The organism is Leisingera sp. ANG49 (genome assembly GCF_059694505.1).
The window spans coordinates 164,587-176,840 of record NZ_JCATZN010000001.1 but is presented as its reverse complement, the minus strand read 5'-3'; the positions used below and the strand labels follow the sequence as shown (position 1 = coordinate 176,840).

The following is a 12,254-nucleotide window of genomic DNA, read 5'->3' as shown; positions in this document are numbered from 1 at the left end:
TTTCTCCGTTTGCGGAAATTACCTCAGCGCGCCTCTGTCAGCAGCCCGCGGAAGATCGCCCAGCACATCAGCAGCAGCACCACGGTGAACGGCAGGCCGGTGGAGATCACCATCGCCTGCAGCGCACCAAGCCCGCCGCCGAGCAGCAGAACGATTGCGACGGCGCCCTCGAAGATGCACCAGAACACCCGCTGCGGCACCGGTGCGTCGACCTTTCCGCCAGCGGTGATGGTGTCGATCACCAGCGAGCCGGAGTCCGACGAGGTGACAAAGAACACAACCACCAGCACGATCCCAACAAAGGAGGTGATCCCGGCCAGCGGCAGCTCGCCCAGCATCTTGAACAGTTTGAGCTCAAGCGCCGCGTCCTGCGCTCCGGTGAAACCGTCAGACAGCACCTGGTGAATGGCGGTGCCGCCAAACACGCTCATCCACAGCACGCAGACCAGGCTGGGGATCAGCAGCACGCAGATCACGAACTCGCGCACGGTGCGGCCGCGGCTGACGCGGGCGATGAACATGCCCACAAACGGCGACCAGCTGATCCACCACGCCCAGTAGAAGGCGGTCCAGCCCTGGCTGAAGTTCACATCCTCGCGCCCTACCGGGTTCGACAGGGCGGGCAGGTATTCGATGTAGGCCATCAGGCTGGAGGCAAACCCTGACAGGATTACCGCGGTCGGGCCTGCAATCAGCACGAAGATCAGCAGCAGGAAGGCCAGACCCATATTGATTTCCGACAGCACCTTCACGCCGCCATCCAAGCCGCGCATCACCGAGATCAGCGCGATAACGGTAATGGCGGAAATCAGGATAACCTCGGTTGTGGCGCCTGTCGGCACGCCGAACAGCTCATACAGGCCGGCATTGGCCTGGGTGGCGCCAAAGCCCAGCGAAGTCGCAAGGCCGAACAGCGTGGCATAGACCGCCAAAATGTCGATGATATGGCCGACCCAGCCCCAGACACGCTCGCCGAAGATCGGGTAGAAGGCGGAGCGGATGGTGAGCGGCAGCCCCTTGTTATAAGTGAACAAGGCCAGCGCCAGCGCGACGATGGCATAGATCGCCCAAGGGTGGAGCCCCCAGTGGAAGATCGTTGCCGCCATGCCCAGACGCACCGCTTCGGCCTGATCGCCCGCGGCCGCGCCCAGCGGTGCCCAGTCGGTGCGGGCGCCTCCGCCCTCGGGCACGGCGGTGCCGCCGAAGGACGAGGAGAAGTGGCTCATCGGCTCGCTCACGCCGTAGAACATCAGGCCGATGCCCATGCCCGCTGCGAACAGCATCGCGAACCACCCGATGTAGCTGTAATCCGGAGTTGCCTCATTGCCGCCCAAGCGCACCTTGCCCCAGGGGGAAACGATCAGGAACAGGCAGAACAGCACAAACAGATCCGCAGCGCCGAAGAAGAACCAGTCAAAGGTGCTGGTCACTGCCGGGCGCAGCCAGTTGAAGAATGTTGCTGCCTGGTCAGGCAGCGCCAGAGCGTAGAACACGAAGGCCACGATCACAAAGCCGGAGACCGGGAACACCGGGTTGTGGATGTCGACCCCGATCGGGCCGATCTGTGTTTCGATATTGTCCTGGCCGATCTCATAATCTGTGTCGATGATATCCGCTTCGCCTTCCGGGGCGGGGATACCCTGATTTGTGGATTCGTCAGCCATTGCGGCCTCCTTCCAAGTACACTTCTCCTCTGCAAGTCGGTGCTCGCGTTTTCAAAGGCTCCTTTTGTCAGGTCTCACGCACGACCAGCACCGAAACCGGCGCCTTTTCAGCCACCCGCCCGCCGTGGGCGTGGAACAGGTAATCCCTGACACTGGGTACATGGCTGGCCATCACAATCAGCCCCGCCCCTATGTTGTTGCAGGCTTCTATCAGTGTTGCTTCCAGGTCCACCGCCGGGTCGTGGCTGACAACGGCATGGCCCGAAGCGGTTATCCGGCGCTTGTCCGCCTGTTCCGTTGCAAAACTGTCAAGTTTGGCTGCGAACTCCTGCGGATTATGCGCCACAGAGCTGGGCTGGGACGTGGTGACACCCACGAAGACCACTTCGGCCTGATAAAGATTCGCGAGATCCGATGCCATTTGCAGCGCCTTGTCCAGGCGGGCGACGTGGGCCAGATCGACGGGCACCATGATTTTTGAAAACACGGTCTCCCTCCTTTTCTTTTAATGTCGTGCGCCTTCAGCACAGGGGCAAGGAGAACGCCGGGCGAGGCACCGGTCCAGGCCGCACAATCGCGGCAACGCTCCCACCCTTGGACCGCGGAAGAGCCGCGGCGCGAATGAAAAACGCGCGGACATCGCCGCGCGTTCATCCGGTAGATGTAAGCTATTATAGGGATTTAGGCGTTGACGTCCACCACGACGCGGCCCTTGACCTGCCCCTTTAGGATATCCGAACCCAACTGCGGCAAATCGCTGAGAGCGGCGGGCTGGATCATCGCGTCCAGCTTGTCCATCGGCAGGTCCTTGGCAATCCGCTGCCAGCCCCGGACCCGGTTGTCATAGGGCTGCATCACCGAGTCGATGCCCAGGAGATTCACACCGCGCAGCAGGAACGGGATGACGGTGGCCGGTAGACCGGCGCCGCCTGCCAGTCCGACAGCAGCGACCGAGGCGCCGTATTTCATCTGACCCAGCACCCGCGCCAGCATAGCGCCGCCAACCGCATCCACACAACCCGACCAGGTTTCGCTTTCCAGCGGCCGTTTGGTTGTCTCGTTGATTTCCTCCCGCGCCACGATCTGGGTAGCACCGAGGGACATGAGGTAGTCCGCGGTTTCCGGGCGGCCGGTCACACCGGCAACCTCATAGCCCAGATTGGCCAATATTGCGGTCGCCACCGACCCGACGCCGCCCGCGGCACCTGTCACCAGAACCGGCCCGTGGCCCGGTTCCAGCCCGTGGTCCTCCAGTGCCATCACCGCCAGCATAGCGGTGAAGCCGGCAGTGCCCACCGCCATCGCGTGGCGGGTGTCCAGCCCGTCGGGCAGCGGCACCAGCCAATCGGCGCGCACGTTAGCCTTCTGGCTGTAACCACCCCAATGGGCCTCGCCCACGCGCCAGCCGGTCAGCACCACCTTGTCGCCGGGCTTGTAGCGGCCGTCCGAGGACGCCTCGACTGTTCCGGCAAAGTCGATCCCAGGCACATGCGGATACTTGCGCACCAGCCCGCCGCCCGGCCCGATGCACAGCCCGTCCTTGTAGTTCACGGTGGAATACTCCACCGCCACGGTCACCTCGCCCGCTGGCAGCTGATCCAAGCTGATCTGCTCCACCGCAGCAGAGGTCTTACCGCTGTCTTCATCCTTGTTCACCACCAGTGCATTGAACATGCCGTCTCTCCCTTAGATCCAGAATTTCGACTTCACGACCGCCGTGCGCATCCCCAGAGGCGTTTCAACCTCCAGTGCGGTGCCTGCATCCCAATGCGACCGGTCGACCATGGCAATGGACACATTGACACCGAAATCCGGCGACCGGGTTGCAGTGGTCACCTGCCCCACCTTGCGGCCGTCAGCCAGCAGCGGCCAAGGCGCCGTGATTGGCGGGATTTCACCGCCGATCTCCACCGGTCGGATTTGCTGGACGGGTTCCGCCCGGGCCAGCAGCCCCGCCTTGCCGATGTAGTCGCGCGGCGAATTGACGAATTTGCCCAGCCCGCATTCAAACGGTGTGTTTTCGCGGGTCATATCATTGCCGTAGCTCAGCAGACCGCCTTCGACGCGCTCCTTGGTGGAGGGGCAGCCTGCCCGCACCTCGAGGTCTTCCCCCGCCTTCATCAGAGTGCCCCAGAGCGGCATGCCATATCCGCTGCCTTCGACATAGATCTCGAAACCGCCCTGCTTGGAAAACCCGGAGCGCGCCACCACAAAAGTGGTATCCTGGAACGCAAGCCGCTTGTACCGGAAGAAGCGTATTTCCCGCGCTTCGTCCCCGAACACCCGCGCCATCAGGTCATCCGCCTTCGGGCCTTGAATGGCCAGCGGGCTCACATCCGGCTCCCAAACGCGCACATCCAGCGCCAGAGCATCGGCAATGCCCAGGACATAGTGCAGATAGTCACTGTCCGCGACCGAGATCCAGTAGTGGTCCTCTGCAAGTTTCACCAGCACCGGGTCATTAAGCATCCCTCCGTCGCGGTCGATGGCCGGCATGTAGTAGCACTGGTCCGGCGCCATACGGTCCAGATCGCGCGGGCTGATCATGTCGAGCAAACACCGCGCATCGGGGCCCTGCACGGCAACCTGGCGCTCGCAAGACACATCCCAGACCTGCACATGGGATTTCAAGTGGCGGTAATCTTCGTCCTCGCTGGCGAACACGGAGGGCAGGATCATCCTGTTGTAAACGGTGCACACCGACATGCCTGCTGCATCAACCCCCGCAGAAAACGGCGTGCGCCGCACCCGGCGCGATGGAAAAATGGTTGCCATGCTCAGATCTCCAATTGAGCGTTACGTAGTTTGTTTTCACACAGCAGCATCAAGGACGCCCCGATTGTTCGCTTGCTGACGTTTTTCGTGGCTAGGCACCCGGACAGCTTCGGCCTCCGCCTGGCAGCATGGCGCCCTAGCTGCAAAGCACTTCTCAGTGACAATCCCGCCATTGCCCTCTCCCGACTCACGTCTTACATTTTAAATGTCAGACTTTTAAATGTCAGACAAATGAAATCTTGCCGGATGGTCTTCCGGCGCAGCACAACGCCGAGGGCCATTGGCATGAAAATTGATCCCAACAGTTCCGCCGATCTTTCGGTTCAGATAGCCCAGGCAATCAAGGATGCCATCATCTCGGGCGAATTGATCGTGGATGAGCGGCTGCCGTCCGAGGCTGAGCTGTCGGATCATTTCCAGGTCTCCCGCCCGACGGTGCGCGAGGCGCTGAAGCGGCTGGCGGCGCAATCGCTGATCCGCACCCAGCGCGGCGCCTCCGGCGGGGCCTTTGTGAACCGCTTGAGTTTTGAGGATGCCTATTCCCAGCAGGTCACCACCTCGACCCTGCTGCTCAGCATGAATGAAGTGAGCTTCGATACCGCATGCGAAGCCCGCTATGCGCTGGAGCGCGCCTGCGCGCCGCTGTCGGCGGAGCGGCGCAGCGCCGACCACCTGGCAACGATGCGGGCAGAGATATTCCGGCAGGGGCAGCCGGGTCTGACCGATGTGGCCTTCTGCGCCTCGGACGTAGCGTTTCACCGGGCGCTGGTGGACGGGGCCTGTAACCCGGTGCTGTCCTACCAACTGGCGGGCGCAGTGGAGGCGATGCAGCCCTTGATGAACATGATCACCTTCACCGCCCGCGACCGTGCGGTGATCACCGGCCTCCATACCCGGATTGCCGATGCCATCGAGGCTGGCGACGGCAGCGCGGCCGCGATGGGCTTGCAGGATCTTGAAAGCGAGACCCGCAAGCTGGCCTCCGACGTCTTTGCTGCCAGGACAAAACTGTAAGAACTTCTCAACGATGCACTGGGACCCTTCCTGCTTGGACAACCCCGGCTCCGCTCGGTGCCCTGAAAACAGGCCGGAAACCTCACAGGATTCCGGTTCCCCCCTTTGCAACCGCGAAGAAGCCAATTATATGACTCCTGTTCCCTTGTGGAACTATGGACATAAACGCGCTCGTAATAAGCGGATCGGACCCGGGGGCGGTACCCGGCGGCTCCACCAACATCCTTCGTTTGGGGATCATGGGGCCGAAACAGGATCGACGGACGTCTAAAGGGGTTTGCTTTGTCTCGGCGGGGTGCCACCGTACCGGCCCAAACAGTACAATTGCAAACGACAATCGTGCTCCGGTTGCTCTGGCTGCGTAAGCAGTTCGAGGAATCGAAATCTAAGCCCTTGCGCCTAGCCGCGTAAGGCGGGGTTCGCAGGTACCTGGCAACAGAAACCTGCACTTTACCTTTCCCGGAATATTATTCTTGTTTGACGGCCTACCGGATGCTGACGCGTCTTCAGCCGGACAACAGCGCCCGAAGAGTGACAATGACAAGACTTACCAGCGCATCCCAAGTCTCCCCGCGCAGGGCGCCCCCGGCGGGCGGCACGGCTCAGCCTGCGGCGGATGAATACCCGAACATGGCTGTCCGGTTCGACCCGGACAGCAGCGCAGATATGCCCCTCACATGTCTCCTTCATTTCTGGTTCGAGGAAGTCTGGTGCAAGGGCAACCTGGATGCGGTGGCTGAGGTGATGACCTCGGAAACGCTGATTTCCGGAGCCGTCTCGGCCCTTGCCGAACCGGAATGCGACTATAGCGAGGTGGTCGCCGCCCTGCGTAACCTATTGGGCCCCATTAATGTGACCTTCAGCCATGCGATGGAAACCCGGGACTGGGTGTCGGTCCGGCTGCAGGTTGACACCAGCGATCCCAAAGACGGACACGGTTTTCAGATTACCGGGCAAGTGATGGCACGCGTGGAAGACGGCAAGATCGCCGAGCTGCATTCCAACATGGATTATTTCAAGATGTTCGAGCAGCTTGGCCAGCTCCCGCCTGAGGCAATGGCCATATGCATGACCGGGGAACGGCTGCGGTAGCCTCCGCCTGCACATACTTGACAATGAGGGGGCAAACGCGCTTGTAAGGGCTTATGGGGAGAGACGCGAACGCCCCGTGAGGCGACAGCCCAAGGTTCGCATGTTAACCTTGCTCGCGAGGAGACATGCTCATGGCTGCCCCGAATGAAATCACCCCCGCCCAGCTGTTGCGCCTGATTGGCACACCGAACGCGCCGGTTCTTGTGGACCTCTGCACCGATGAAGACTTTGCCGCGGATCCCTATTTGATTCCCGGTTCCTTCCGGCACCCGCATACCGCAATCGAAACCCTCAAGGCGCGCCTCGGCGGGCGGCGCTGCGTTGTGATCTGCCAGAAGGGCCTGAAGCTGTCGCAAGGCGCAGCTGCCTGGTTGCGCAGTGACGGGATCGAGGCAGAGTATCTGCAAGGCGGCATGTACGGCTGGCGCGATCTGCAAGGCGCGCCGCGGATCCCGGCCGGCGCTCTGCCTGCGCCTGTTGACGGCAGCACCCTGTGGGTGACCCGCCACCGCCCAAAAATCGATCGTATTGCCTGCCCCTGGCTGATCCGCCGCTTCGTGGACGCCCAGGCGCGTTTCCTGTTCGTGTCGCCATCCGAAGTTGCTGGGGTCGCAGAGCGTTTCGGCGCCACGCCCTTTGATGTCGAGGGGATGTTCTGGTCGCACCGCGGAGCGCTTTGCACCTTTGATACAATGCTGGATGAGTTCGGACTCAGAACGCCGGCGCTTGACATCCTGGCCCGGGTTGTGAGAGGCGCCGACACCAACCGGCATGATCTGGCGCCCGAGGCAGCAGGGCTATTGGCCCTCTCGGTTGGTCTATCGCGCCAGTACAAGGACGACCATCAGCAGCTTGAGGCGGGCATGACACTATATGATGCGCTTTACCGCTGGGCCCGCGACGGGCGAGGCGAAGGCCACGACTGGCCCGCGGACCGCAAAGCATGATCCAGCCTTCCTGGACGGAGATGTTCCGTGTCTTCGGGCGCATCGGCGTGCTGAGCTTCGGCGGCCCCGCGGCGCAGATCGCCGTGATGCACAAGGAACTGGTCGAAGACCGCCCCTGGCTGAGCGAGGAGAGCTTTCTTCGCGGGCTCAGTTTCTGCATGCTGTTGCCGGGACCTGAGGCGATGCAGCTGGCGACCTATACAGGCTGGCGGATGCGGGGCACCGCAGGCGGGTTGCTTGCGGGCCTCTTGTTTGTGCTGCCGGGGGCGGCAGTGATTGCGGCGCTGGTCTGGCTCTATGCGCAATTCGGCACCCTGCCCCCGGTCCAGTCTGCCTTCCTTGGGGTGAAGGCAGCGGTGGTTGTCATCATCGTTCAGGCGTTGCGCCGGCTTTCTGGCAAAGCACTGAAACATCCGCTGGACTGGGGGCTGGCGGGGTTTGGCTTTGCCGCCCTGTTCCTGCTCAACCTACCATTCCCGCTTGTGGTGCTGGCCGCCGCCTGCATCGGACTGATGCGCAAGGACGGGAGCATGACTGCAGCGGTCCACACCCCGCCTGCCCGAAATGGCAGCACCCTGCAAACCATCCTTGTCTGGGGCGCCTTGTGGCTGATGCCGCTGATCGCTTTGTCTCTGGCGGGGGCGGCGTTCCTGGCCGATATCGGCTGGTTCTTCTCTAAACTGGCAGTGGTGACTTTTGGCGGCGCCTATGCGGTGCTCGCCTACATCAGCCAGACCGTGGTCACCCAATTCGGCTGGATCAGCGCGGGCCAGATGATCGACGCGCTGGGGCTGGCGGAAACCACCCCCGGCCCTCTGATCCTGGTCACCCAGTTTGTTGCCATGCTGTCCGGCCTGCAGGAGGGCGGTTTCGGGTTGTTCCTGGCGGCCGGGGCGGTGGCGCTTTGGGCCACTTTCATGCCCTGCTTCCTGTGGATCTTTGCCGCGGCGCCTTACGTGGAGCGCATCGCCGCGCACCCTCGCCTGGGGATGGCGCTGAAGGCGGTGACTGCCACGGTTGCCGGTGTCATTCTGAACCTGTCGGTGTGGTTCCTGATGCATGTGGCCTTTGCCGGAACCCGGGTCATTGAGACCGGTATCCTGCACGTTCCCGCACCCGTCTGGAGCAGCATGAACACCCCGGCAGTGCTGCTGGTTCTGCTTGCCCCGCTAGCGGCCTTGGCAGTGCGCGGCAATATGCTGCTCTTGCTGGCGGCGATGGCAGCAGCAGGTCTGGCCGTTGCCGAATTCCTGTTTGCAATCAGCTGACTGCGGCCCATTGCCAACCTTCCCCTGCGGCAAAAATAATTGAGCAGCCGACAAGGCTGCTCTTTTGTTTCCGGCAGAATCTCCTATGCTTGACGGCAAATGAACAAAGGGTGACTGCATGTCCCGTGAAATCGACTATGGCAACCTGATGCACTCTGCCATGCGCGGCCTGATCCGGACCGTGCTGCAGGACGTCTCTGAAAACGGATTGCCCGGCAACCATCACTTTTTCATCACCTTCGATACCGCCCATCCGGACGTCGAACTGGCGGACTGGCTTTCCGACCGCTACCCCGGCGAAATGACCGTGGTCATGCAGCATTGGTTCGACAATCTGACCGTCGACGAAGATGGTTTCGCGGTCACGCTGAACTTCGGCGACTCGCCTGAGCCGCTCTACATCCCCTACGATGCAATCCGCACTTTTGTGGATCCGTCGGTGGAGTTCGGGCTGCGGTTCGAAAGCGCTGATGAAGACGCAGAAGGGTATTCCGCAGAGCCGGACTCAGAGGAGGAACCTCTCAGCGCCGAAGCCCAGCCGGAGCCCAAGAAAAAGGACGCGGACGTCGTGTCGCTCGACAGCTTCCGCAAATAAGCCGCCCCTGCCAGCCACCGGACGAGGCAGCCTGCCGGGCTGCCTTTATTGTTTGAGAGGCCAGGATAAGGCTGCTAATGCCGGGCCAGGAATGTTTCCAGCTGCCGCTGCGGCTCACCGTTCCGGCGCGAAGTAAAGACCAAACTTAAACCGCCCTCCGTGAGGGTACGGTCATACTGCTGCATCTCGTAGTCACCGTTCGGGTGAATGAACAGAGAGAAGACGGTCAGCGTGTCACCGGTGATACGCCCCCAGACAAAGGGCTCGCCTTCCATTGGATCCAGCGGCACCGAATGGCCAAAGACATTTCGCGTCATGGCAGCGGAGTAGACACCATTGCGCCCAGTCTTTTGGAATTCGATCTCGTAAGTCTTGGACTTCCTGCGGCCGTCGTCCTTTTCCGTGGTCGAAGTCCATTTGATGGTGAACCCTTTTTTCATTTCACGGATCACCACGCTCATGTCGCGCGGATCGGTGTCACCGTCGGCCTTGAGGATTTCGACACTGCCGGAATACTCGCCAACAAACTGGGAAATTCCAGCGGCAAGCCCCTGCCCGGCTGCAAGCAAAAGAATACCGCAGGCGGCTATCAGCCCGGCAAATGCTTTCAGTGACAGTTCAGGACACAAGCGGATCAGCACATTCATTTCCTTTCCGGATACAGCATAACCTGTTCCCCGCACCTTAAGAATAGCATGATAGCACGCATTGACACACGCGGGGTTGCGCCAATTCACCACTATACCTTGCGGCCCTTTTGGCTATGCTGCGCGCAACTGGCCAATTGCGCCGCAGTCCGGCACAGGCTAAACGGCATACAATCGCATACTCAACGGAGAGACAGACGGATGTCCGCAACCCGCACCGAAACCGACAGCTTTGGCCCGCTTGAAGTCCCGGCAGAGAAGTACTGGGGCGCGCAGACACAGCGCTCGATCATGAATTTCCCGATCGGCTGGGAAAAGCAGCCGGTGGCCATCGTGCGTGCGCTTGGCGTGATCAAGAAAGCCTGCGCCATGGCCAACAAGGCCTCGGGCAAGCTGGACGCGAAAATCGCCGATGCGGTTATCCAGGCAGCAGGCGAGGTGATTGAGGGCAAGTTCGACGACAACTTCCCGCTGGTGGTCTGGCAGACAGGTTCCGGCACCCAGTCCAACATGAACTCCAACGAGGTGATCGCCAACCGCGCCATTGAGATCCTGGGCGGCACCATCGGCACCAAGGATCCGGTGCATCCGAACGATCACTGCAACATGGGCCAGTCCTCCAACGACACCTTCCCCACCGCCATGCACATCGCTACCGCGATGTCCGTGCGCGACGTGCTGGTACCCGGCCTGACCAAGCTGGCCGAAGGGCTGGAGAAAAAGTCGGAAGAGTTCAAGGACATCATCAAGATCGGCCGGACCCATACCCAGGACGCGACCCCATTGACCCTGGGCCAGGAATTCGGCGGCTACGCGCACCAGATCCGCCAGGGCCTGGCCCGGGTCGAGGCGGCAATGCCCGGCATCTACGAGCTGGCACAGGGCGGCACCGCCGTGGGCACCGGCCTCAACACCCAAAAGGGCTGGGGCGAAACCGTGGCTGCGAACATGGCTGAAATCACCGGCCTGCCCTTTGTCACCGCCCCCAACAAGTTCGAAGCACTGGCCGCCCATGACGCCATGGTGTTCCTGTCCGGGGCGCTCGCCACCATTGCGGGCAGCTGCTACAAGATCGCCAACGACATCCGCTTCCTCGGCTCCGGCCCGCGCTCCGGCCTGGGCGAGCTGATCCTGCCGGAAAACGAGCCCGGCTCCTCGATCATGCCGGGCAAGGTGAACCCGACCCAGGCCGAGGCGCTGACCCAGGTGGCAGCACATGTGATGGGCAATGACGCGGCGATCAAATTCGCAGGCTCGCAGGGCCATTTCGAACTGAACGTCTACAACCCGATGATGTCCTACAACCTGCTGCAGTCGATCCAGCTCTTGGGCGACGCCGCGGACAGCTTCACCGAGCGGATGCTGAACGGCATCCAGGCCAATGAGCCGCGCATCGACAAGCTGATGAAGGAGTCGCTGATGCTGGTCACCGCACTGGCGCCCACCATCGGTTATGACAACGCCACCAAGGTCGCCAAGACCGCCCACAAAAACGGCACCACACTGAAGGAAGAAGCAATTGCGCTTGGCTTTGTCGATGAGGCCACCTTTGACGCCGTGGTTCGGCCGGAGCAGATGATCGGGCCCAAGGACTGATGGGCAAGCCGGTTAATCTGAACCGGTACCGGAAAGAAAAAGCGCGGGCCGAGAAAAAGGCCCGCGCTGACCAGAACGCCGTGACCTTCGGACGCAACAAGGCAGAGAAAGACCTGGACAAGGCGCGCAACACGCGAGACGCCCGCCGCCTGGACGATCACAAGCGCGACGAATGAACTCCCGCCCCAAGAAGCATTCCCTGACCTTGCGCGGGCACCGGACTTCGGTGTCCTTGGAGGATGACTTCTGGGATGCATTCCGCGAGATCGCAGCCCGGGAAGACAGGGCAATCAATGACTTGGCAGCAGAAATTGACGAGACCCGCGGCGAGGACTGCGGCCTGGCATCCGCCATCCGGCTGTTTGTGCTGCGCCGGTTAAGGGCGCGTTAACCACGATCCCGGAGATTTGCGGGATGGCAAATGTGTTTCGCACTGTCTCACCCGAATTGTGGATGCAGCAGATTTTCGATGTGAAGTCTGCCCGCCAAGGTGGTGTCGTGCGCCGCAAGCTGCGGGATGTTGAACGCAATGTCGGCCTGGCCCGGCTGCAAAACGAAGTGCGGCGGCGCGGATATCATGCGGTCTCGAACGGTGAGCAGGTTGTCATCTTCTGCAACAATCAGCCTGTTCGCTTGCTGTGCTGACGCCAAAGTTT

Annotated in this window: 14 protein-coding genes and 1 other RNA gene; 10 read left to right on the top strand and 5 right to left on the bottom strand. The window is 61.6% G+C overall.

From position 1 onward, the window contains the following. Positions 1-23: 23 nt before the first annotated feature. The 4 genes from AC58NV_RS00900 to AC58NV_RS00885 all read right to left on the bottom strand — a co-directional run bounded on the left by AC58NV_RS00900 (position 24) and on the right by AC58NV_RS00885 (position 4,439). Positions 24-1,664, bottom strand: coding sequence for a BCCT family transporter (locus AC58NV_RS00900; protein ID WP_497225472.1), 1,641 nt, complete (start codon positions 1,662-1,664; stop codon positions 24-26). 67 nt (positions 1,665-1,731) lie between these two features. After that, on the bottom strand, positions 1,732-2,151 hold the full coding sequence (locus AC58NV_RS00895; RefSeq protein ID WP_497225471.1) for a universal stress protein: 420 nt from the start codon (positions 2,149-2,151) through the stop codon (positions 1,732-1,734). 194 nt (positions 2,152-2,345) lie between these two features. After that, on the bottom strand, positions 2,346-3,338 hold the full coding sequence (gene acuI, locus AC58NV_RS00890; RefSeq protein WP_497225470.1) for an acryloyl-CoA reductase: 993 nt from the start codon (positions 3,336-3,338) through the stop codon (positions 2,346-2,348). A gap of 12 nt (positions 3,339-3,350) precedes the next feature. After that, positions 3,351-4,439 carry a dimethylsulfoniopropionate demethylase gene (locus AC58NV_RS00885; protein ID WP_497225469.1) on the bottom strand — a complete coding sequence of 363 codons (1,089 nt, stop codon included), beginning with the start codon at positions 4,437-4,439 and terminating at the stop codon, positions 3,351-3,353. 285 nt (positions 4,440-4,724) lie between these two features. Between AC58NV_RS00885 and AC58NV_RS00880 the strand changes: the two genes are divergently transcribed. The 6 genes from AC58NV_RS00880 to AC58NV_RS00855 all read left to right on the top strand — a co-directional run bounded on the left by AC58NV_RS00880 (position 4,725) and on the right by AC58NV_RS00855 (position 9,355). Continuing rightward, complete coding sequence (locus tag AC58NV_RS00880) at positions 4,725-5,453, top strand: FadR/GntR family transcriptional regulator (RefSeq protein ID WP_497225468.1); 729 nt, start codon at positions 4,725-4,727, stop codon at positions 5,451-5,453. Positions 5,454-5,553: 100 nt separating this feature from the next. Further along, positions 5,554-5,903, top strand: a transfer-messenger RNA (tmRNA) gene (ssrA, locus tag AC58NV_RS00875). Positions 5,904-5,990: 87 nt separating this feature from the next. Then, complete coding sequence (locus AC58NV_RS00870; protein ID WP_497225467.1) at positions 5,991-6,545, top strand: nuclear transport factor 2 family protein; 555 nt, start codon at positions 5,991-5,993, stop codon at positions 6,543-6,545. A gap of 131 nt (positions 6,546-6,676) precedes the next feature. Then, positions 6,677-7,492: a chromate resistance protein ChrB domain-containing protein gene (locus tag AC58NV_RS00865; protein WP_366659565.1), complete on the top strand. Its 816-nt coding sequence runs from the start codon at positions 6,677-6,679 to the stop codon at positions 7,490-7,492. Next, the gene (gene chrA, locus AC58NV_RS00860; protein WP_497225466.1) at positions 7,489-8,760 is read left to right on the top strand and encodes a chromate efflux transporter; all 1,272 of its coding nucleotides are present in this window, start codon (positions 7,489-7,491) and stop codon (positions 8,758-8,760) included. The genes AC58NV_RS00865 and chrA overlap by 4 nt, the downstream gene beginning before the upstream one ends. Positions 8,761-8,878: 118 nt before the next feature. Beyond that, positions 8,879-9,355: an SspB family protein gene (locus tag AC58NV_RS00855; protein WP_497225465.1), complete on the top strand. Its 477-nt coding sequence runs from the start codon at positions 8,879-8,881 to the stop codon at positions 9,353-9,355. 74 nt (positions 9,356-9,429) lie between these two features. Here the strand turns inward: AC58NV_RS00855 and AC58NV_RS00850 are convergent, their stop codons facing one another. After that, positions 9,430-10,002, bottom strand: a complete 573-nt coding sequence (locus tag AC58NV_RS00850; protein WP_497225464.1) for a hypothetical protein — start codon at positions 10,000-10,002, stop codon at positions 9,430-9,432. A 201-nt stretch (positions 10,003-10,203) separates the two neighbouring features. On the opposite strand from AC58NV_RS00850, the gene fumC reads away from it, so the two are divergent. Genes fumC through AC58NV_RS00830 form a run of 4 tightly spaced genes read left to right on the top strand, consistent with a single transcriptional unit; the run spans position 10,204 to position 12,243 of the window. Then, positions 10,204-11,598 (top strand): class II fumarate hydratase, encoded by a 1,395-nt coding sequence (gene fumC / locus AC58NV_RS00845; protein WP_497225463.1) that lies wholly within the window; start codon positions 10,204-10,206, stop codon positions 11,596-11,598. Then, entirely contained in the window at positions 11,598-11,774 is a 177-nt protein-coding gene (locus AC58NV_RS00840) for a DUF4169 family protein (protein ID WP_497225462.1), read from the top strand. The genes fumC and AC58NV_RS00840 overlap by 1 nt, the downstream gene beginning before the upstream one ends. Then, positions 11,771-11,989 carry a ribbon-helix-helix domain-containing protein gene (locus tag AC58NV_RS00835; protein ID WP_497225461.1) on the top strand — a complete coding sequence of 73 codons (219 nt, stop codon included), beginning with the start codon at positions 11,771-11,773 and terminating at the stop codon, positions 11,987-11,989. The genes AC58NV_RS00840 and AC58NV_RS00835 overlap by 4 nt, the downstream gene beginning before the upstream one ends. 23 nt (positions 11,990-12,012) lie before the next feature. After that, positions 12,013-12,243, top strand: coding sequence for an N-(5'-phosphoribosyl)anthranilate isomerase (locus tag AC58NV_RS00830; protein ID WP_497225460.1), 231 nt, complete (start codon positions 12,013-12,015; stop codon positions 12,241-12,243). Positions 12,244-12,254: the final 11 nt, after the last annotated feature.